Source organism: Cupriavidus sp. a3, assembly GCF_051015765.1.
GTDB classification, from domain to species: Bacteria; Pseudomonadota; Gammaproteobacteria; order Burkholderiales; family Burkholderiaceae; genus Cupriavidus; species Cupriavidus oxalaticus_A.
Genome location: NZ_CP170645.1, coordinates 240,088 through 258,970, shown reverse-complemented (window position 1 = coordinate 258,970; position 18,883 = coordinate 240,088). Strand labels below are relative to the sequence as shown.

Genomic DNA, 18,883 nt, shown 5'->3' with positions numbered 1-18,883 from the left:
CATGTTCATCTCTTCGCGCTCGTGATTCTTCAGATAACGCTTACTCTCACGAACTGGAGGACTTAATCAGCATTGCCTTAGACCCCCTTTGGGTTTGGCTTCAGCCAGCCGTCCTAGCCGGCCGAGAAACTCGCGACGGTCTCTACGCTGCGTCAGATCGGCGGATACCGCGACCACGTCCTTGGAAAATTCGCCCAAGTCTTCGGCCAACGTGGCGCAGTCCGTTGCCAGTATTTCCGGCGTTGCGCGAAACGATGGCTACGCGCGCTCCCTCACGCAGAAAGCCGGCCGCGCAAGAGAGGCCGATGCTGCGGCTGCCGCCGGTGATGAGCACTCGTTGATTACGGAGTTCAACAAATGGCGAATCCCAATGTGTGGCAGGCCGGTTGCAACACCGGTGAGACGACAGGGGGCCATCATAGCGCGCCTGTTGCTGCCCACCAGAGTTTCACGATGATGAAATATGCCGTCGACCAGCTATTTCTTAGTGCCCCAGCCAATCCGGTGCCGCCCTTGCGTGGCTTCATGGCGCGCATCCTCCTCGCTGTGCAGGTAGCCGCTCGTCGTCGACAGCGATCTGTGCCCAAAGTTGTCGCGCACGAAGCGCAGGTCGACCTGCTGGTCGGTCATGAGCGACCCGGCGGTGTGGCGCAGCTAGTGCGCCGAGGCGCTGGCCAGTACCGCAGCTTGCGGTTTCCATTCTGGGCCGCGCGCCCGCAGGCGCCCCGCGGCCATGCCAAACACCTCTTTCCGGATCAGGTGCAGCGCACCGCGTGACAGCGGTTTCTCGCTGCCCGCTCTTCCAATCACCGGCGGCACCAGTGGACGCGTCTCCCCGAACTGCGGGGTCGGCGGCAACGCGTGCGCGCGGCGGTAGCGCGCTAGCTCGGCAATCAGCTCATCGGTGGCCGGCACCAGCCGGGTCTTGTTGCCTTTGCCGGTCAACCTCCAGCCACCAGCGCTCGGTTCCCTGGGCACCGCGCCGGCAGAAGAAGCGCCCATTGTGGTGGCTGTCACGTCGCACGCCAAAATATAAACGCAATTAATCGCCAAGCTCGACCTACAACCGTGCAAATGCTGGCTGGCGTCAGGTCGATTCCCCTCGGGCGACTCCTCGCAAGCCCAAATCGAGCGAAGCAACGGGCCGCTGTTGTATGCAGGGATGCTGCGCGTGCGGTGCGTGGCTTGACATTCCAGGTGGACTGGACGCATTGGGCTTCGTGCGGCCACGTCAGGTAGCGTGCCTTACGGGATGCGCAATTCCAGTGACACTGTGTGCAGTAAAAGCAGGCCGCTGCCCATGCCGACCGACACCACTGCATGATCGTCAGTGCGACCGTCAGGCCGGCGTGGACAAGGGCGGCTTGAGCATAGCCGCGGCCATGGTACGGATGTGCGACCCGACTAGCGCAACAGTAAAGTGCCGTGGCGCAATTCTTGCAAATCGAAGCGCTCCGCAGCCATGGATGCGGGATCGCAGCATCGCGCTCAGCCCGCTAGGCCGGGATGCGCCGGACACTGCGCCAGACGAAGCAAGAACACAAGGCAAGAAAACGAGGAGACCTGCCATGCCCGAAGTCCAAAGTATCAGGACGTGCCCGATTGAAGGCGTTGCTGCCGTGACCGAGCGCGCCTGAGTCCATCGCCATGTCGGCACGTCATCCCATCATTGCCATCACGGGCTCCTCCGGCGCCGGCACCACGTCCGTCACCCGCACCTTCGAGAGTATCTTCCGCCGCGAAGGCGTGAAGTCCATACTGATCGAGGGCGACAGCTTTCACCGTTACAATCGCGCCGAGATGAAGGTCAAGCTGGCCGAGGCGGAGCGCAGCGGGAACAATAACTTCAGCCATTTCGGTCCCGACACCAATCTCTTCGGCGAGTTGGAGAACCTGTTCCGCACCTATGCGGAATGCGGCAACGGCTCCCGCCGCCGCTACCTGCACAGCGAGGAAGAGGCGACGGCATGCGGCCAGGAGGCGGGCACCTTTACCGCCTGGGAGCCGTTGCCAGACGGCACCGAGTTGCTCTTCTATGAAGGCTTGCACGGCGGCGTGGTGGCCGGCGAGGTCAACGTGGCGCGCTACCCGGACCTGTTGATCGGCGTGGTGCCCGTGATCAACCTGGAGTGGATCCAGAAGCTGTGGCGCGACAAGAAGCAGCGCGGGTACACCACCGAAGCGGTGACCGACACCATCCTGCGGCGCATGCCGGACTATGTGAACTACATCTGCCCGCAGTTCTCGCGCACCCACGTGAACTTCCAGCGCGTGCCCTGCGTGGACACCTCCAATCCCTTTATCGCCCGCGAGATCCCGGCGCCGGACGAAAGCATGGTGGTGATCCGCTTCGCCAATCCACGAGGCATCGACTTCCAGTACCTGCTGAGCATGGTGCACGGCTCTTTCATGTCACGCGCCAATACCATCGTGGTTCCTGGAGGCAAGATGGAACTGGCGATGCAGCTTATCTTCACGCCCTTCGTGCTGCGCATGATCGAGCGCAGCAAGCGCGCCGCGCTGTAAGGACGCTCAGGCCAGCACGAGCGGCGCGGCCGCTTCCGCGATCGGCCAGCCCCGCTCCTGCGCGATGGCGCGCAGGCGGGGATCAGGTGCCACCACGATGGGGTGGCTGACGTGCTGCAACAGGGGCAGGTCGTTGCGCGAGTCCGAATAGAAGACGGTGCGCTCGAAATCCTCCCAGCGGCGTCCCAGCGTCGCGAGCCAGTCCGTCACCCGCTCCACCTTGCCGGCGCCGAAGCTAGGCACGCCGACCATCTCGCCGCTGAATTGGGCCAGCGGCCCCGCGCCGATGGTGGCGGCCTGCGAAGCCACCAGGTGCTCCACGCCAAAGGCATCGGTGAAGCCGCGCGCGACGAAGTCGTTGGTCGCCGTCACGATGCAGCACAGGTCGCCGGCGTCGCGATGCTGCGCCACCAGTTGCCGCGCCGGCGCCGGGATGCGGTCGGCGATCGCGGCGATGAACTCGCTGCGCCAGGCCTGCAGTTCCTTGCGCTCGAAGCGCGCGAGGAACGACATGCAGAAGCGCTGGAAGGCGTGGATGTCGAGCTTGCCTTCCATGTAGTCCTGCGCGAAGCGCTGGTTCTGGGGTGCGAATTCCGCCTCGTCGAGTACGCCGCGCTGCATCAGGAAGCGCAGCCAGGTGGAGCCGCTGTCGAAGGGCACCAGGGTGTGGTCGAGGTCGAATAGTGCGAGCTGCATGGGAAATGCCGGGAAATGGCTGAGATTGAGTGGAAAGGGATCAGAGGCTGCCGGGAGCAGGCGGCCAGAACAAGCGACGACATCAAGCGACGACATCAAGCGACGACATCAAGCGACATGATAAGGCCTGGCTCCCGCCCCGGTCCCTTGCGCGGACGTGGCGGCGCCATGCTGTCCCGATGTCGTTGGATCCGGCAGCGAGCTACTCGAACACCAGCAATTCCCCCCGGCCATCCACCGCTACATCCCCAACGAAACGGCGCGGCCGCAATGCCGGCAGCGGTGCGAACGGCCCGCCGGCGCGGGCCAGGCTGCGTGCAAGCAGGGCCCAGAATACATCGAGATTGCTGTCGGTACGCACGAAGGTGGCGCGCTCGCGCGGGCCGGTGCCGAGCAGCACGACGGTGCCGCGCCGCAGGCCATAGGCCAGGTGGTCGCCGACCGCGCCGGCGATCGCCATGGTACCCGCCACCATGCGCGAAGCGGCGAAATCGCCGGCGCTGCCTGCCACCAACACCGTGCCGCGCCGCATGCGGTCGCCCAGGCGGTCGCCCGCATCGCCGCGAATATCGAGCGTGCCGCCGCGCATGCCGTCCATGTCGCCGGGCAGCGCCGCGGCCGCGAAGTCTCCGGCATTGCCGCCGATGGCGACCTCGCCTCCCGCCATCGCCGCCGCGGCGAAGTCGCCGGCGTGGCCGCTCACGCGCAGGCTGCCGGCCTGCATGCCGCAGGCAAGGAAATCGCCGGCGTTGCCGTCGACGCGCAGGCTGCCGCCCGCCATCTGCCAGCCGATGCGGTCGAAGCGGCTCAGGTCGCCTTCAAAGGCAAGACTGGGCGTGTTCCCGGATGCGACGTGGGCATGGACGGTGAACAGGTCGCCCACCGTGATGGCTTCGCTGCCATGCCATAGCGGCAGGCGCGCCACGGCATCCGGCGCCAGCCCGGCCAGGCTGGCGGGCGCCAGGTGGCGCAGGTCAACGCGCAGCGCCGGCGCGCTGGCGAGGCGCAAGGTGACGCCGCTCATGCCGCTCATACCCGTTCTCCCTGGCCCGCAAGCCGATGCAGGTGAAAATGATAGGGTCCCAGCTTGCCGCCGTAGTTGCCGGCCGACACACGCACGAGCCCTTTTGCCGCGCCGTCCGAGACCAGCGCGTCGATACCGGCCCGCATGGCTGCGGCCACGTCGGCCTCGGCCAGGCCATCTATCACGATTTCCAGCACGCAGCGCACCGGCGGGGCGAGCTCGCTGCCCGCCACCAGCCCGGCCAGGCTTGGGCAGAAGGCATCGTTGGTCGAGGCATGCATGCCGGCGTACCTGGCGCCGACCTTGGAGCCCGAGCGCACCACGCCTCCCGGGAAGGGCAGGATGATATTGGGCAGCCGGCGCATTGCCGTCACCGCGGCCTCGGCCGCGGCCAGCGCGCCGTCGGTATCACGCGCCAGCATCAGCAGGTTGCCGCCGCCCACCGCCTTGATCACCGGGGTGGTTTCCTGGCAGACGAATTCGCCGTCCATGACCGGTACCCGCCAATAGCGCACGCCGTCGATCATCTTGGCGATCTGCCAGCCGTCGCCGAAGAAGCGCAGGTTCTTGCCCAGCGCGATCGGCTCGCCTTCGCGCAGCCCCGCGTACACCGCAGTGGTGGGGCAGGTCAGCACGCACTGGCCGACACGGCGCTCCACTTGCTTGGCCAGCTCCTTGCCCGACACCGCGAACAGCAGCACCGCCACGCCGGGCCGGCCGTCGGGCGTGTCGGCCGGCGCCAGCTCGCGCTCGATGCCGGCCTCGCAGCCGCAGGCGATCACCGACGTGGCAAAGCCGGTCATCGCCTGGGCGGCATGGCGCGCCCAGGCAAGGTTGTGTGCCGTGACCAGCAGGCGGGTCGCCTTCATCGGAAAGGCTTCCGCGAAGGTGTCGTCGATGGCGATTCCGTTGATCTGCATGCAAAGGTTTCCTGGAAGGTGGCCAGCGCTTCGTCTTACGCACCGGCGCCGCGCCGCATCGTCCCGGCCTGGTTCATGCGCCATCCTGCCGCTGCAGAGGATCGCACGCGGCCGGCAGCAGCCTGCCGCCCCGGCAGCAGCTGCACAGCTCGTCATGGCCAATGGCGGCGTTGCCGAAGTCGAGCGCGAGATGCTGGTCGCTGTATTTGCGCAGCGTCTTCTCGATGCCAGTGTCATACTCAGGCTCGACGAAATGCGTGCCGCCCGCTGGTGTCGCCACGATCTGCCCGGCGCGCGCCACCAGCGTGCCGTCCTTGAACACATACTCTGGCGCGCTGAACATGGTTTCGCGGTTGGCGTCTTCGCGATAGATCGCGATGTCGGCGGCCGCGCCCGCGCCCAGGTGGCCGCGGTCGCGCAGGCCCAGCAGACGCGCCGGCCCGGCCCGGGTCAGCACGGCGATCTCGTAGAGGCTCAGCTCGCGCCTGATGTCCGGCAACGCGCAGTTTGCCGCCACCTCGGGGTGCAGCCGCGCGAGCTGTTCATCGCGGAAGGACTTGTCCATCAGCAGGCGGATCAGGTGCGGATAGCTGGTGAAGGGGCCGCCATTGGGGTGGTCGGTGGTCAGCGTGACCTGCCAGGGGTTCCTGACCGTCAGGAAAACCTCCAGTCCGATGGCCCACTGCAGCGCATTGACATAGCTCTGCTCGCGGTAGCGGAACGGGACTACGCCGCAGCCCGCGTCGCACTCGATATCGGCGCCTATCCATTTGCGCGGCTGCGCGAAGTCGGCATTCTTTACCTGCATCATGGTGTCGCCCGATGCGGTGACGGTCTGGCCGAAGATGATCTGGCCGACGTCGATCGAGATATTCGGATTGGCGTTGACAGCCTCGGTGATGCGCAGCGCCGCGGACGAGAACTTGCGCGGCCCGTCGGCGCCGTAGCTGTGGAACTGGATATGGGTCAGGTGGCCAGGCAGGCCTTCCAGCGCATCGATGGTGGCCAGCGTCGATTCGATATTGCCGGGCACGCCGAGGTTGCTGGCGTGGATATGCAGCGGGTGTGGCACGCGCAGTTCGGTCAGGGCCCTGCCGAGCGTGCGCAGCACATCGCGCGGGCTGATGCGGTAGTGCTCGTGGTGGCCGTCGACATCGAGCTTGCGCTGGTTGAACTTGAAGGCGGAGATGCCGCCCGGGTTGACCACCTTCACGCCGAGCGCCTTGCTGGCGTTGATGGTCCAGCCCACGTAGTCGCGGATGCGTTCAAAGTCCGTGCCTTCCGCCAGCATGCGCAGGAACAGCTCGTCGTTGCCCAGCATGACGTAGGCGCCGTGGTCGATGATGGGCGTGTCTCCCATCTCGAAATGCGTCTGGCGTGCGTTCGAGGCCATCATCGCCGGTTCGAAGGCGGCGGTATAGCCCATCTGCGCATAGCGGTAGCCGGTGGCCAGCGTGCCTGGCGTACAGCCGCCGCAGGAGGCCAGCTCGAGGGGCCCCGCAGGACCCGGGCGGTCGCGATGGTCTTCGGGCAGCAGCATGCGCGCGAGGTTGACCTTGCCGCCGCCGATATGCGAGTGCATGTCGATGCCGCCGGCCATGACCACCATGCCGCCCACGTCGATCTCGCGCTCTGCCGGGCTGCCCGGTGGCTCGTCGACAATCCGGCCGTCGCGGATGTAGAGGTCGGCGCGCTTGCCGTCGATGCCATGCTGCGGGTCGAACACCCGTCCGCCATGGAGGCGCAGTGTGCTCATGATGCGGACTCCGTGCTTGAGGGGGCTGGAGGGACCGGGGGGACGGGGAGCGCCGCGGCCGCGTCGGCCGGCCGTATCCGCGTTATCCGCACCAGCAGTTGCGTCGCTACCTCGGCCACGGTGGGCAGGCCGTCTTCGCGCAGCGGACGCAGCGGCAGCACGATGCCGCCATCGGTGCGAAACAGGTGGCCAGCCGCGCCAATCCCTGGCGTCGCCACCGGGATGAAGACGCCGTGCCGGTCTGCCATCGACGCCGCCAGCGCGGGGTGCCCGAGCACCACGGTGGGCAGCGCGCTGGCGGGCGGCGGCAGGTCCGGCGTGAAGCTGGCGACCCAGAGCAAGGCATCGACACTGCGCTCGCGCAGCAGGCGGGCGCCCGCTTGGCCATGCGGATCGTGATCGAGCCCCTGGCGATGCACCTGCGTGCGCAGCGGCAGTCCGGACAGCCAGGTGAGCGCCTGGTTGACGGTATTGCCGCCGTCATCGCCGCCGAGCGAAAGCCCACCCGCGCGCGTGCTGCGGTTCAGTGTCTTGATCAGGTGGTGGATGCTTTCGATCAGCAGCGCGGCGTGCTTGCCGCCGGGGAGCCCGACCAGCGTCGAGGGCGTCCAGACCAGCACCGCATAGCGCGCCGCGCGCAGCTTGTCGGCAAGCGCGCGCAGCGGCGCTGGCGCGATGCCGTGATCCGGCAGCGCACGTGGCCGGCACAGCGCGTTGAGCAGCGCCACCGCCTGATAAAGATCCAGGTTCCCGGGCAGGTCGATCGCGCCGCAGCGCGCATCCGGCAGCGCCGCCGCAGCCGCATCGACCGGCGTGCCCACGAACACGATCTCGCGCGCGCAGGCCTGCTCCGCCTCGGCCAGGCCGCAGCGCCGGAAGAACTCGGGGTGCTTGTGCGAAGGCTGGGTGCCGATGCACACGATCAGGTCGGCGCGTGCGCGCACCTCGGCCAGCGTGGTGGTAAAGGCGCCGCGATCCTGCAGCGCGCGCAGGCTGGCCGTCATGGCGTCGCCATGCGCGTGGTCGAGCACGGCGGCGCACTGGTTGGCCAGCGCGTAGAGTGCGCGTGCGCCCGCCACGTCGGTTGCCAGTCCGCCGAACAGCGGGCGCCGGCTGGCGGCGAGCAGGCGCGCGGCGGTGTCGAGCGCCTGCGGCAGCGCCACCGCGCGGCCGTCGGCGCAAGGCCCGGTAGCGGCAGCCTGCGGGTCGAACGCCGCCAGCGCCCGTGTGGCGCGCGGGCAGGCGTCGCCGGCCAGCGCCGGTGCCTTGCCCGCGGCTTGCGTGACGCTGAGGCCGTCGCACAGCAGTGCGCAAAACGGACAGGTCCAGTCGGTCATGGCCGCGGGAGGGCCTGCGGTGCGACTGGCTGCTTGGAGGGAGGGGTCGGGTGCGAGTGCCATGTCCCTGTTCTGCAAAGCGTGTGCCAGCCGCGGCCCTATGCCGTGGCCGGAGCGCCGGGCGCCCGCCACGGTGGTCTCTGCGTCGTCCCGGGGTCCCGGCGGCATCTTCATCCGGCACCGGCCGCGGCACAGCCAGTGCTCCGGAGGCGGGGCAAGTTGTCACCCTGTGAGCAGGCGCGCGGCGCACGCAGCGTGTGCTGGAGCGGCGCACGGTGCTGGCATGGAACGTGTTTATGCCTGCCCATGCCGGGCGGTACCGCTCAGGTGGACTGGCCTCCCGGGGCGGCCGGCTCGGCGGGTTCTGCGGGTTCTGCAGGTTCTGCAGGTTCAATAAGGAGATCGTGGATGGCGGATGCGACCAGCCAGGCGCTGGCCCCGGCCCGCGCGGCGGCGGCGAGATCGGCTGCATGGCGGATGCCGCCCGCGCCGATCAGCTTGCGCGCCGCGCCCGCCTGCGTGCGGATGGCGGCAAGCGTTTCCAGGTCAGGGCCTTCGAAGGCTCCGACCCGGTCCAGCGCCATCACGATGAGTTGCGCCGGCCATGCCGCACTGGCTTGCCACCAGGCGGCGCTGCCCAGCGGCATGCCGTGGCGCCGGTCAAGCGAAAGCGGGGCGCCGGGCCATGCGTCGAACGGCGGCACGGCGGCGCCCACGTGGGCAGGTGCGGGCGGATCCGACAAGGATTCGCTGCCGAACACGGGTATCACCCGCGCGCCGCCATGTTGCTGCGTTGCGAGCGCGGAAATGGCGCAGGCTGCCGCCGCCGCGTCGGCAAAGCCCGCGTCCAGCCAGAGCGTTACGCCAGGCAAAGCCCGGCATAAGGACTGCAGCGCTTCCTGCTGGAGACCCTTGCCGGTGATCGCGTCGAGGTCCGCGACGTAGAGCGTGCGGCTCGCGCAGTACGCGAGCATGGCCCGCGCCACCGTCACGGGATCGCTGCCGGCACACAAGCGCGAGGCGATGGGGCGGTACTGGTCGCGCTGGCCGCGCACCGCATGGACGGCGCAGCCGCCGAGAAGGTCGATGACGGGGATGATGTGCATGGAGACGGAATGATGACGCGAGTGTTCGTCTACGAATATATCAGCGGCGGCGAGACCGAGGCCGACGCCATGCCACAACTGCTGGGCCAGGGCCGTGCCATGCGCGATGCCATGATTGCCGACCTGGCACGCATCGGCGATGTGAGCGTGACCTGCGCGGTGCTGCCCGGCGAGCCGTTGCCTGCCTGCCGTGGCACGAGCAAGGTGGTCTGCTGTATGCGCGCGCCCGATGAGGATGCGCCGGCCTTCGTGCGTCGGCAGGCTGCCTGCCACGACGTGAGCTGGATCGTGGCGCCGGAGTCCGATGGCGTGCTGCTGGGCCTGCACTACATGGTGGGCGAGGCCCGCTGGCTCGGTTGTGACGCCGGCGCCATTGCGCTGGCCACCAGCAAGCGCGCCACCGCCCAGCACTTCGGCGCACTAGGCATTGCCGCGACCCGGCCCTGGGACGATGGCCAGGCGCGCCAGCCCGAGGCCGGGCGCTGGGTGGTCAAACCCGATGACGGCGCCGGCTCGGTGGCAACCCATGCCTACGACGGCTTCGACGCCGCCCACGAAGCCTGGCTGCGGCGCCTCGCCGGCGGCGAACCGGTGGTGCTCGAGCCGTGGGTGGAAGGCGAGCCGATCAGCCTGTCCCTGCTGTGCGGGCCGGGCGAGGTGGAACTCCTGAGCGTGAACCGCCAGCGCATTCGCATCGATGCTCGCGGCCAGGTGCACGACGATGGCGTGCTGCCCAATGCCATCGAACGCAATGGGCGCGCGGGGCAACTGCTTGCCGAACTTGCCGCGCGCCTGCGTGGCGGCATGCCGGGGCTGCGCGGCTTTGTCGGCATCGACCTGGTCTGGCATCCCGAACGCGGGCCGGTGGTGATCGAGGTGAACCCGCGCGTGACCTGCGCCTATGCCGGCCTGTCCGCCGCGCTCGGCCGCAACCTGGCCTGCGAACTGCTGGCCGGGCATCAGGTCCGGGCCGAGCGCCTGGAGACCGACGGAGCCTCGCATGGCCGCTGATCGTGTCATCCTTGGCTGGGACCTGGGCGGCGCGAATATCAAGGCGACGCGGCTGGAGGATGGCGCCGTGCGGGACGTCGTCCAATGGCCCTGTCCCCTGTGGCAGGGGCTGCATCGGCTCGACGAGGTCCTGGCGCTGGCGTGCCGGCGCTGGCCCGACGCCATGCGGGCGGGCCATGCCGTCACCATGACCGGTGAGATGGCCGACCTGTTCCCACACCGGCAGGCCGGCGTGGAGGCGCTCGCGCAAGCCATGTCGCGCCGCTTCGGCGCGCGCGTGGCGTTCTTTGCCGGCGCCGCGGGCTGGCGCGAGCAGGCACGGGTGTCGCGTGACTGGGCGCATATCGCGTCGGCCAACTGGATGGCAAGCGCCAGCCTGGCGGCGGCATGCACGGACCAAGGCATGCTGGTGGACATCGGCACCACGACCAGCGACCTGATTCCCATCGTGGATGGCAAGGTCAGGGCGCAAGGCCGGGACGATGCCGGCCGGCTCGCTTCCGGCGAACTGGTCTACCTGGGCGCGGCGCGCACGCCGCTGTGTGCGCTGGCCCGACGCATTGCCTTCGAAGGCACCGAGTACAACGTCATGAACGAGCTGTTCGCCACCACCGCTGACGTCTATCGGCTGACCGGCGAACTGCCGGCCGAGCATGATCCCCACCCGAGTGCGGACGGCGGCCCCAAGACCGATGCGGCGACGCGCCAGCGCCTGGCCAGGATGATCGGCCGCGATGCGCGCGACGCCGCGCCGGCGGCGTGGCTGGCGTTTGCCCACGCATGGCGGCGGGCCCAGCTCGACGAGCTGGCCGTCAACCTGCGGCGGGTAGCGGATGGCGTGGGCCTGCCCGCGGATGCGCCGCTGATCGGCGCCGGCTGCGGGCGCTTCCTGGCGCGCGAGCTGGCGGTGCGGCTGGCCCGGCCCTATCGCGCCTTCGAGGCGCTGGCCGGCATCGCGCCCGAGCACGCGGAATGGGCTCAGGTCTGTGCGCCCAGTGTCGCGGTGGCGGTGCTGCGATGGCAGGACCGCGAGGCGGGCCGTGGGGTCAGGACACGGGAGATGACTTTGCGGTGCCGGCAGGCCGGTGCCGAACCAGCAGGAACGGAGGCTTCATGGTCGTAGTCAAGATCGGCGGCAGCCTTGGCCGCGACCCGCTGCTGCCCGACTGGCTGCAACAGCTTTCCGAACTGGGCCGCGGGCGCGTGGTGATCGTGCCCGGCGGCGGCGGCTTTGCCGACCAGGTGCGGGACTACCAGGCGCGGTGGGGTTTCGGCGACCTGCCCGCGCACAATATGGCCGTGCTGGCCATGGTCCAGTACGCGCTGATGCTGCATGCGCTGTGCCCGCGCCTGACCCTGGCCACCGGCGACGACGAGATCCGCACGGTCCTGCGCCAGGGCGGCGCCGCGCTGTGGACGCCCTACGCGCTGCTGCGTGCGCAGCCGGACGCCATGACCAACTGGGATGCGACATCGGACAGCATCGCGGCCTGCCTGAGCGAGCGGCTTGGCGCGCAGCGGCTGGTGCTGGTGAAGTCGTGCGAGGTCGCGCCGGGACTGAGCCTGGACCAGTATGTGCGGGCCGGCGTGCTGGATCGCGGCTTCACGGCCTGCGCACGCGCTGCCGCCTGCGCGGTGGAGATCCTGCACAAGCAGGAGCTGGACCGCCTGTGCGCGTGGTTGCGAGAAAATCAGGCCGCCTGAGCAGCTTGCGCGGCCTGCACGGCCTGTGCCGCCCGCACCACCTGGTATTCCCCATGCCCGAAAGCCAGCGGTGCCCGCCCGGAGCGGCCGATGCGCTCCACACGGCCGATATAGACCACATGGTCGCCACCGGGATACGCCGCCACCTGCACGCATTCCAGATGGGCGGCCACGCCTTCGAGGATCGGCACTTCGCCCAGCCCGCAGTGATGGGCGATGCCATGGAACTTGTCTTCGCGCGAGCGCGCGAAGTGTTGGGACAAGCCGATCTGGTCGTGCGCCAGGATGTTGACGGCAAAGCGAGGGCTGTCGCGAAAGGCGGGGTAGCTGCGCGAGGCGATGGCCTGGCTCCACAGGATCAGCGGTGGCTCCAGCGAGACCGAGCTGAAGGCGTTGACGGTGACGCCGTGGGCGACGCCGTCGGCATCGCGCGTGGTGACCACGGTCACCCCGGTGACGAACGTGCCGAGCACATCGCGCAGTTGCCGTTGGTCGAAGGGCACGAAAGACATGGAAGTCGCGGTCATGGTTGTCGTTCTCCGGTGTTGGTTCACGGGGACCAATGCCCCTGGGCGAGGCCGCAAACGCTCAGGCCGCCTGCGCCTCCAGTCCCGCGGCCAGGTTCAGTCCGGCCCGCAACGCGGCCACCTTTGCGGGGTCAAGCCTGCCGCCGCGCCCGCTGTCGCACAGCGCGCCACGGAAGCCGGCGAAGTCCGGCCCGAGCGCCCGCAGTCGTGGCAGATGCTCAAGCCGCAACGATCCCGCCATCCCCACCTTGATGCCATGCCGCCCGGCAAGCCCGACCATGGCGCGCAGCGTTGCCATGTCCGTGCAGTCGAACAGGGTGCCGGAGCGCTTGTCGGCCGTGTCCGCCATCACCGCCGGAAAGCCCAGCGCGCAGGCGGCCTCGACCAGCGCGAGGTCGACGCCATCGTCGGCCAGGAATACCGGCACCACCTGCCAGGGCAGGCCGGCCAGTTGCCCCAGGGCTTCGCGTGCGTGCGGGCCGGGGGCGACGCCGACCTTGACGTAGTCGACGCCGCACCTGCCGATGGTGTTGGCCATCAGCACCATGAGTGCATGCTCGGCTGGCGCGAGGTCGCCGATGGTGGCGCTCAGCAGGCGGTTAGGCCAGCGCGTGCGCACGGCCCGGACGACCTCGCACACGGTCTGCGCGGGCAGCGCGCCGAGCGCGCCGGCCCTGGGTTCCTTGAGATCGATCAGGTCGGCGCCGGCCCGGGCGGCTTCCAGGGCTTCTTCCACATTGCGTACGCTGGTGAGCAGGGCGGTCATGGTGTGGTCTCCAGGGAGGCAGCGTTGTGCGCGTCGATCCGCTCGCGCAGCCACTGCCATGCCTCGTGTTCGGCGGGGCCGGCGGTCTTGTCGATGGCGATCTGCAGGTAGGCCATTTCGCGGGCGATCTTGTCGGGTGCAAGCATGTGCAGGCGGCTGACCAGCACCGCGGCTTCGATGACAGCGGCCTGGGCACGGTTGAAGCCGGGAAAGTCGCCGTGGCGGCGCTGGAGCACGCGTGCCATGCGCAGCGTGGGACGGTTGGGGTCACCGCCTTCGTCGCGCAGGCGCAGTTCGAGGTGGCTCAGGGCGCCGGCCAGCCGCACGCCGCGGATGCGCTCGGCCGCGACGGTGGGCCAGCGGTGGCGGCCGGTGAGGCAGCCGGCGAAGACGCGCACGTCGTTGGTCAGGTTGACCACGGCGGCGCCGGTGCCGACGATATTGTCGTAGGTGGTGGATGGCCGGAAGGGCATCAGCACGATGTCGTCGCCACGGTGGCGCACGCCCATCGGTGCGATATGCGGCCGGCCCGCGGCCGAGACCGTGGTGACGATGGTTTCGTAGATGAGGTCGTTCATGCTGTGATGTCCGCTAGGCGCGCTTGCGCATGGTGGTGCCCGGCGCGCACCATTCGGCCAGGTTCTGCGCCTCGCGCCCGACGGCGCAGCCCCAGTCCAGCGACTGGTCCTGCACGTAGCGCTTGCCCAGGCGCCAGGCGACCTCGGCGCGGGCCAGTTCCACCCCCATGTAGAAGGCATGGTTGCCGTCATGCTCGAGCTGCAGGCGCGGGAACAGCGCAAAGGGGTCGGCGGCCACGTGGTGGCCGTCGCGGTTGTAGGCGTGGATGCCCTGCTCGGAGACCTGCACGCGGAAGTTCGGATCGCGGATGGCGCTGGCGGTCTCGGCGATCTCCTCGGCCGTGTCGGGATAGGGATCGCGCGCGTGCAGGGACATCATCTCGTCGGTGAGGCCCTTGGGCAGCGAGCGCTGCTCGCGCGCGGCATACATCATGCGGCGCGCCACGTCGGCTTCACGGATGGCGCGGCGTGCGTGGCCGCTGACCTGGGTGGTCAGCACCGCCGACGCGCGCAGCTCCACCGCAATGCCCATCAGGAGCGCGTTGATGCCGCCGGTGTCGGCCTCGGTCAGCTCGGTCAGGTTGCCGATGCCGAGCATGATGGGCGCATCGGCGAAGCGCTGGCGCAGGCGCTCGTAGCGCCCCAGCGATGCCAGCAGTCCGAACGGAATCGGATCGAGGATGGCGTCGGCGATGTAGGCGCGTCCGCGCGCCTGCATGGCTTCGACGGCGGCATGGAGCGAGCGTTCGTCCCCGGGCTGGCTGGGCACGAGGATGGGCGTCGCGGCGACTTCGTCGGCCACCCACAGGGTATCGAGCGACAGGCTGAGCAGGTAGTCCGCGCCGGCGCGGCCGCCACGCAGCAGCTCGTCGGTATTCATGGAATCGACGCTGACCTGGAAGCCTTCGGCCTTGAGCGCGTGCACGGCGTCTTCCAGGTGGGGGAATGCGGTGGCGGGCAGGCAGCCCAGGTCGATCACGTCGGCGCCCTCGGCGCGGTGGCGGTACGCGCGTGCGCAGATGCCCGCGATGTCGAGTTGCGGTGCGTCAACGATCTCGGCAAAGATCGCGATGTCATGCCGGGACAAATCCACGGGCCGCGCCTTGCGATTGAAGAACCCGGGCAGGTCCTTGAGGTCTTCCGGCCCGCGCTCGACCGGCATGCCGTAGTGGCGGGAGAGCTCGTCCAGGTCGCCGCGGCAGCGCCCGGGCACCACGATACGGTCTGCCGCCACCGGCGCCGCCACCCGCCGGCGCACCATGTCGGCGGTCATCAGCGCGGCTACCTGCAGGCCGATCTCGCGGATCTCCCAGGTGAACGGCGCGGGCTCCAGGCTGCGCAGCACCCGCTCCAGGCCTTTCTCGGCCAGGCGCCCGGTCAGAAAGACGATGTGTTCCATGTCAGTGACAGTGCTCTCAGTCGTTGATCCAGCGCCGCGCGCAACTCGCCGATGGAGCAGGCCACCTGGCAATGGTCGATGCGGCGCAGCCGCTCCACGTTCTCCAGTTCGATATTGCGGGGGTGCAGCTTGAGCCAGCCCTGCGGGCCCTTGGTCACCACCACGGGTTCGGTATCGCACGCGAACACCAGGCCGGGGATGCCGAGCTTGCCGGCCTGGGCAAAGATATTGGTGGGCAGCGTGTCCGAGATGCCGAACCCGCATTTGGCGACGGTATTGCTGGTGGCCGGCGCGATCACCGTGGTGTGGTAGCGGTGCCCGTACAGCATGCCAACCGGCGCCGCGCTGGCGGTCTTGTCGCGGAACACGCGAAAGCGCGCTTTCAGCGCTGCGAGCGGAATGTCGTAGATGGCCAGTACTTCCTCGGCCGCGCGCGACAGGAAGAGGTCCACATCCGGCAGCGCGGCAGCCAGCGCCAGGCTTTCTTCCAGGAAATGGCCGGAGCCCGTGACGGCCCAGGCGAAGCGGGGCCCGCCGCCGGCCTGGGCGGGGTGCCCGTCGGTGTCGTCCGTGCCGGGCAGGGCCGGGCCTTCGGTCGCGGGACGGAGCACGGCGGATGGCAGGGCGAATGGTAGGGACAAGGCGCGTATTGTCGGGATGATCGGTCTGGGCGCAGTGATCGCAGGAGTCATGCCTGGTGCGGCCGGCCTTGATGCGACGGCCTTTCGGGGCCTGCGCGGGTCATTGCGCCGGCGCGACTGTCCCGCGGCCGGGACAGTCTGTGACGTGGCCGCGGTGCGCAGATGCGCAGGCGCGCTACAGCGGGTGCCCGCGCGCGGGCGGCATGGCTGGCACTGCGGGTCACCGCGGCGCTGCCGGCTGCGCGTGGCCTGCTATTTGCGTGAGAGGTCGTGGGAGCGGCCGCCGGCCGCGCAGCCATTGCACGGCAGGGAGGCCTGATGAAGCGAGACGACATGATGGTGGCGGCCGCGACCGCGGAGTTCAACCGGGCGGGGCAGGCGGGACCGATGGCCGGGCAGTATATGGGTGTCACCAGCGGCGCCACCAGCGGCGCCATGGACCTGATCTTTATCGAGGGTTTCGAGGGCCAGACGGTGATCGGCATCGATGACGGCGAGCTGCACACGCCGCAGCCCATCCGCATCGACCTCACCGCCGGGCTCGCGCGCAGCGCCGCCTGCAGCACGGACCGGATCGGCGACACCATCGACTACGGCAAGGTGCGCGCGGCCTTGCGCGAGCTGATGGCCACGCATGGCCTGCGCTTGCTGGAAGCCTTTGCCGAGCGTGTGGCGCAACTGCTGCTGGAAGACTTCGGCGCCCACTGGGTGCGCGTGGTCGTGGTGAAGCCGAGGAAGTTCGACGATGTGAGCGCGGTCGGCGTGGCCATCGAGCGGCGCCGGGACGATCGGCTGGCTGTCAGGGAGCAGGGATTCGGCTGGCCGAGCCCGGGCGCGATGTCCGCCTGAGGCATCCGGGGCGGCTACCCGCGCCGCAGCGGTGACGGCGCGGGTACTGGGACCACCGGTGACTACCGTCAACTACATGGACTACAGGCCGACAGCGGACGTTGCCAGTGCCGGCGAAGCCGCGGACAGCGCGCATAGCGCCGGGTCGAGACAGCCGGCGATCATCGCGCTGGCCACCGTCAGGTCGGCGGTGGTGCCGGGATTGAGCCCGTCGGTCTTCAGCAGCCGGTCCCATCGGGCCAGCTCCTCGCGCGGGATGACCTGGCCGGCTTCGAGGCGCCGATGCAACAGGCGCGCCTTGTAGCTGACGTTCCTGGCCGCGGCCAGCCCATGCTTGCGCGCGATATGCGAATCCGGAAAGCGGGCCAGGAAGGCCAGGTACACCGCCGTGACCGCGCGTTGCAGCCGCGCCGGCCAGGGGCCGTGGCTCGCCAGGTGGCGACGCAGTACCGTCAGCCCGAGGGCGAACAGGTCGGCATAGCCATTGGCATACTGGCGCGCGACGCTGTCGCGCATGGCGGCCAGGCGCATGGCAGCGCGCAGGTCCACCGTCGGCGGTGCTGCCACATCCTGCTCGGGCGCCGCGCCCAGGCCGGCCGGATTGGCCTGGGCAATGGCGCGGTAGGCCGCCTGCGCATCGGCCACGGTCAGGCCAGCCAGGACGGTCTCCAGCCGCTGGCGCAGGGCTTCGGCGTCGCGCGGTGGCGTGCCTTCCATGGCGGCAGCGATCGGCGCGCACAGCAGCAGGATGCCGAGATTGGTGTTGCAGCGCGCGACCGCCTGCGTGGCGGACACCGCGCGCTCGATCCGTGCGCCGACCGCCAGCATGGTGTCGGTCAGTGGCGGCGCGGCCGCGGCGGCGCTGTCCAGGAACAGCCGCGCAGTCATGCCGTGGCCCGGCGCACACAGGCTGACATTGCCCGGCTTGGCCACCGCCACGTCGAGCGTGCAGGCCCAGAGAAAGGCGGCCGACGCGGCGCCGGCGCGGTCGTGCCCGCGCGCGGCCATCATGCCAGGGCTCCTGCACGCTTCGCGCACGCACGGGCGGCGGGCAGCTTGCGGCCCAGCAGGTCGTCCACCAGCAGGCCGGCGATGTCGCCTTCGGTGACGGACTGCAGGCCGCGCCAGGCGGCGACGCCGTTGACCTCGATCACGAGTGCGCCTGCCTCGCCTGCGCGAGCGCCGGCGGCAGGCACCAGGTCCACCCCGGCGTAATCCAGACCGAGTGCCTCGGTGGCGCGTATCGCCAGCGCGGCCAGCGCGGGCGAAATCTCGGCATGCTCACACTGCGCGCCTTGCGCCACGTTGTGAACCCAGTGATCGCTGACGCGGCGCATGGCTGCCACCGCCTGGCCACCAACCACCAGCACACGCCAGTCGAAGCCTGGCCTGGCACTGGCACCGTCGCTGGCACCGTCGCTGGCCGCCGGCGCCGGTACGAAGCGCTGCAGATACGCCACGTGCCGGTACGGCGACAGCGCGGGCAGCGGCGCATGTCCCGTCGCCAGCGCGCCGATGCGCTGCAGGCCCTTGCCTTGCGAGCCGAACAGGGGTTTTAGCACCAGCGCCCGCCCCGCCGCGCTTTCGCGCATCACCGTACGCCGGGCCTGCGGCACCGATTCGCTGACCCAGGTGGCCGGCGTCGGAATCCCGGCCAGGTGCAGCAGGAAACTGGTCATGCCCTTGTCTACGCTGCGCTCGATGGCACGCGCGTCGTTGTACACGGGAACGCCGAGCTCGCGCAGCGCGTGCAGGATGCCCAGGCGCAGCGTCACCTGCTCGAAGCTGCCGCCCGCGACGCCGCGCACGATCACGGCGTCCGGCAGGCCGCGGCCGTAGCCGGGGATCGCCAGGCCGTGCCAGGCCCAGGTGGTGTCGATGCGGCAGTCGGCCAGGTCCACGCAGTGACCCTCGCAACCGCGCGCGCGCAAGGCGCGCTTGAGCCTGGTGGTGTGCCAGCCGCGCTCGTCGGTCATGATGGCGACCCGCAGCCCTTGCGCCGTGCCGGCCACGGAGGGTGGGGGAAGAGAGGTGGGCCGCATC

General features: G+C 69.6%; 19 protein-coding genes and 1 pseudogene. 5 read left to right on the top strand and 15 right to left on the bottom strand.

The genetic code is table 11. The features are described from left to right. Nucleotides 1–142: 142 nt before the first annotated feature. Nucleotides 143–334 carry a hypothetical protein gene (locus tag ACAD63_RS34030; protein WP_431189921.1) on the bottom strand — a complete coding sequence of 64 codons (192 nt, stop codon included), beginning with the start codon at nt 332–334 and terminating at the stop codon, nt 143–145. Nucleotides 335–477: 143 nt separating this feature from the next. Continuing rightward, nucleotides 478–1,011: pseudogene (locus tag ACAD63_RS34025) on the bottom strand (tyrosine-type recombinase/integrase); the annotation flags it as partial. 636 nt (nt 1,012–1,647) lie between these two features. Between ACAD63_RS34025 and ACAD63_RS34020 the strand changes: the two are divergent. Beyond that, a complete protein-coding gene (locus ACAD63_RS34020) occupies nt 1,648–2,526 on the top strand; it encodes a phosphoribulokinase (protein WP_135706863.1) in 879 nt (292 codons plus the stop codon). Nucleotides 2,527–2,532: 6 nt separating this feature from the next. On the opposite strand, the gene ACAD63_RS34015 is transcribed toward ACAD63_RS34020, so the two are convergent. The 6 genes from ACAD63_RS34015 to ACAD63_RS33990 form a co-directional block, all read right to left on the bottom strand. Then, entirely contained in the window at nt 2,533–3,222 is a 690-nt protein-coding gene (locus ACAD63_RS34015; protein ID WP_434035057.1) for an HAD family hydrolase, read from the bottom strand. 202 nt (nt 3,223–3,424) lie between these two features. Continuing rightward, the gene (locus tag ACAD63_RS34010; protein ID WP_346769563.1) at nt 3,425–4,255 is read right to left on the bottom strand and encodes a formylmethanofuran dehydrogenase subunit C; all 831 of its coding nucleotides are present in this window, start codon (nt 4,253–4,255) and stop codon (nt 3,425–3,427) included. Further along, entirely contained in the window at nt 4,252–5,166 is a 915-nt protein-coding gene (gene fhcD / locus ACAD63_RS34005) for a formylmethanofuran--tetrahydromethanopterin N-formyltransferase (RefSeq protein ID WP_195428720.1), read from the bottom strand. The genes ACAD63_RS34010 and fhcD overlap by 4 nt, the downstream gene beginning before the upstream one ends. A 73-nt stretch (nt 5,167–5,239) precedes the next feature. Continuing rightward, nucleotides 5,240–6,922, bottom strand: coding sequence for a formylmethanofuran dehydrogenase subunit A (locus ACAD63_RS34000; protein ID WP_135706860.1), 1,683 nt, complete (start codon nt 6,920–6,922; stop codon nt 5,240–5,242). Further along, a complete protein-coding gene (locus ACAD63_RS33995; RefSeq protein WP_205751675.1) occupies nt 6,919–8,259 on the bottom strand; it encodes a formylmethanofuran dehydrogenase in 1,341 nt (446 codons plus the stop codon). The genes ACAD63_RS34000 and ACAD63_RS33995 overlap by 4 nt, the downstream gene beginning before the upstream one ends. Nucleotides 8,260–8,582: 323 nt before the next feature. After that, the gene (locus tag ACAD63_RS33990; RefSeq protein ID WP_135706859.1) at nt 8,583–9,365 is read right to left on the bottom strand and encodes a HisA/HisF-related TIM barrel protein; all 783 of its coding nucleotides are present in this window, start codon (nt 9,363–9,365) and stop codon (nt 8,583–8,585) included. Between the two features lie 9 nt (nt 9,366–9,374). Between ACAD63_RS33990 and ACAD63_RS33985 the strand changes: the two genes are divergently transcribed. Genes ACAD63_RS33985 through ACAD63_RS33975 form a run of 3 tightly spaced genes read left to right on the top strand, consistent with a single transcriptional unit; the run spans nt 9,375 to nt 12,080 of the window. Then, complete coding sequence (locus tag ACAD63_RS33985) at nt 9,375–10,376, top strand: ATP-grasp domain-containing protein (RefSeq protein ID WP_135706858.1); 1,002 nt, start codon at nt 9,375–9,377, stop codon at nt 10,374–10,376. Next, nucleotides 10,366–11,499: a hydantoinase/oxoprolinase family protein gene (locus ACAD63_RS33980; RefSeq protein WP_135706857.1), complete on the top strand. Its 1,134-nt coding sequence runs from the start codon at nt 10,366–10,368 to the stop codon at nt 11,497–11,499. Before ACAD63_RS33985 ends, ACAD63_RS33980 begins: the two co-directional genes overlap by 11 nt. Then, nucleotides 11,490–12,080 (top strand): aspartate kinase, encoded by a 591-nt coding sequence (locus ACAD63_RS33975; protein WP_135706856.1) that lies wholly within the window; start codon nt 11,490–11,492, stop codon nt 12,078–12,080. The genes ACAD63_RS33980 and ACAD63_RS33975 overlap by 10 nt, the downstream gene beginning before the upstream one ends. On the opposite strand, the gene ACAD63_RS33970 is transcribed toward ACAD63_RS33975, so the two are convergent. From ACAD63_RS33970 to ACAD63_RS33950, 5 genes are all read right to left on the bottom strand, one after another. Next, the gene (locus tag ACAD63_RS33970; protein WP_135706855.1) at nt 12,068–12,607 is read right to left on the bottom strand and encodes a flavin reductase family protein; all 540 of its coding nucleotides are present in this window, start codon (nt 12,605–12,607) and stop codon (nt 12,068–12,070) included. The genes ACAD63_RS33975 and ACAD63_RS33970 overlap by 13 nt on opposite strands. A 61-nt stretch (nt 12,608–12,668) precedes the next feature. Beyond that, nucleotides 12,669–13,373 carry a (5-formylfuran-3-yl)methyl phosphate synthase gene (locus tag ACAD63_RS33965; RefSeq protein WP_135706854.1) on the bottom strand — a complete coding sequence of 235 codons (705 nt, stop codon included), beginning with the start codon at nt 13,371–13,373 and terminating at the stop codon, nt 12,669–12,671. Then, entirely contained in the window at nt 13,370–13,951 is a 582-nt protein-coding gene (locus tag ACAD63_RS33960; RefSeq protein WP_434035056.1) for a DUF447 domain-containing protein, read from the bottom strand. The genes ACAD63_RS33965 and ACAD63_RS33960 overlap by 4 nt, the downstream gene beginning before the upstream one ends. A gap of 13 nt (nt 13,952–13,964) precedes the next feature. Further along, a complete protein-coding gene (locus ACAD63_RS33955; RefSeq protein ID WP_434035055.1) occupies nt 13,965–15,350 on the bottom strand; it encodes a DUF6513 domain-containing protein in 1,386 nt (461 codons plus the stop codon). After that, nucleotides 15,329–15,931 (bottom strand): flavoprotein, encoded by a 603-nt coding sequence (locus ACAD63_RS33950; protein WP_240746118.1) that lies wholly within the window; start codon nt 15,929–15,931, stop codon nt 15,329–15,331. The genes ACAD63_RS33955 and ACAD63_RS33950 overlap by 22 nt, the downstream gene beginning before the upstream one ends. A gap of 378 nt (nt 15,932–16,309) precedes the next feature. Here ACAD63_RS33950 and ACAD63_RS33945 point away from each other — a divergent pair, with 378 nt between their 5' ends. Further along, the gene (locus ACAD63_RS33945) at nt 16,310–16,840 is read left to right on the top strand and encodes a dihydroneopterin aldolase (protein ID WP_434035054.1); all 531 of its coding nucleotides are present in this window, start codon (nt 16,310–16,312) and stop codon (nt 16,838–16,840) included. 81 nt (nt 16,841–16,921) lie between these two features. Here ACAD63_RS33945 and ACAD63_RS33940 read toward each other — a convergent pair whose 3' ends face one another. Both ACAD63_RS33940 and ACAD63_RS33935 read right to left on the bottom strand, forming a co-directional pair. After that, nucleotides 16,922–17,851 (bottom strand): triphosphoribosyl-dephospho-CoA synthase, encoded by a 930-nt coding sequence (locus ACAD63_RS33940; protein ID WP_240746031.1) that lies wholly within the window; start codon nt 17,849–17,851, stop codon nt 16,922–16,924. Continuing rightward, on the bottom strand, nt 17,848–18,882 hold the full coding sequence (locus tag ACAD63_RS33935) for an ATP-grasp domain-containing protein (RefSeq protein WP_205751674.1): 1,035 nt from the start codon (nt 18,880–18,882) through the stop codon (nt 17,848–17,850). The genes ACAD63_RS33940 and ACAD63_RS33935 overlap by 4 nt, the downstream gene beginning before the upstream one ends. Nucleotide 18,883: the final 1 nt, after the last annotated feature.

Coding starts and splice junctions, on each gene's coding strand:
- ACAD63_RS34010 (WP_346769563.1), bottom strand. CDS start 4,255: ATGAGCGGCATGAGCGGCGTCACCTTGCGCCTCGCCAGCGCGCCGGCG.
- ACAD63_RS33975 (WP_135706856.1), top strand. CDS start 11,490: ATGGTCGTAGTCAAGATCGGCGGCAGCCTTGGCCGCGACCCGCTGCTG.
- ACAD63_RS33935 (WP_205751674.1), bottom strand. CDS start 18,882: ATGCGGCCCACCTCTCTTCCCCCACCCTCCGTGGCCGGCACGGCGCAA.
- ACAD63_RS34015 (WP_434035057.1), bottom strand. CDS start 3,222: ATGCAGCTCGCACTATTCGACCTCGACCACACCCTGGTGCCCTTCGAC.
- ACAD63_RS33940 (WP_240746031.1), bottom strand. CDS start 17,851: ATGATGGCCGCGCGCGGGCACGACCGCGCCGGCGCCGCGTCGGCCGCC.
- ACAD63_RS33985 (WP_135706858.1), top strand. CDS start 9,375: ATGATGACGCGAGTGTTCGTCTACGAATATATCAGCGGCGGCGAGACC.
- ACAD63_RS33960 (WP_434035056.1), bottom strand. CDS start 13,951: ATGAACGACCTCATCTACGAAACCATCGTCACCACGGTCTCGGCCGCG.
- ACAD63_RS33945 (WP_434035054.1), top strand. CDS start 16,310: ATGAAGCGAGACGACATGATGGTGGCGGCCGCGACCGCGGAGTTCAAC.
- ACAD63_RS33990 (WP_135706859.1), bottom strand. CDS start 9,365: ATGCACATCATCCCCGTCATCGACCTTCTCGGCGGCTGCGCCGTCCAT.
- ACAD63_RS33995 (WP_205751675.1), bottom strand. CDS start 8,259: ATGACCGACTGGACCTGTCCGTTTTGCGCACTGCTGTGCGACGGCCTC.
- ACAD63_RS34000 (WP_135706860.1), bottom strand. CDS start 6,922: ATGAGCACACTGCGCCTCCATGGCGGACGGGTGTTCGACCCGCAGCAT.
- ACAD63_RS33980 (WP_135706857.1), top strand. CDS start 10,366: ATGGCCGCTGATCGTGTCATCCTTGGCTGGGACCTGGGCGGCGCGAAT.
- ACAD63_RS33965 (WP_135706854.1), bottom strand. CDS start 13,373: ATGACCGCCCTGCTCACCAGCGTACGCAATGTGGAAGAAGCCCTGGAA.
- ACAD63_RS34020 (WP_135706863.1), top strand. CDS start 1,648: ATGTCGGCACGTCATCCCATCATTGCCATCACGGGCTCCTCCGGCGCC.
- ACAD63_RS33955 (WP_434035055.1), bottom strand. CDS start 15,350: ATGGAACACATCGTCTTTCTGACCGGGCGCCTGGCCGAGAAAGGCCTG.
- fhcD (WP_195428720.1), bottom strand. CDS start 5,166: ATGCAGATCAACGGAATCGCCATCGACGACACCTTCGCGGAAGCCTTT.
- ACAD63_RS33970 (WP_135706855.1), bottom strand. CDS start 12,607: ATGACCGCGACTTCCATGTCTTTCGTGCCCTTCGACCAACGGCAACTG.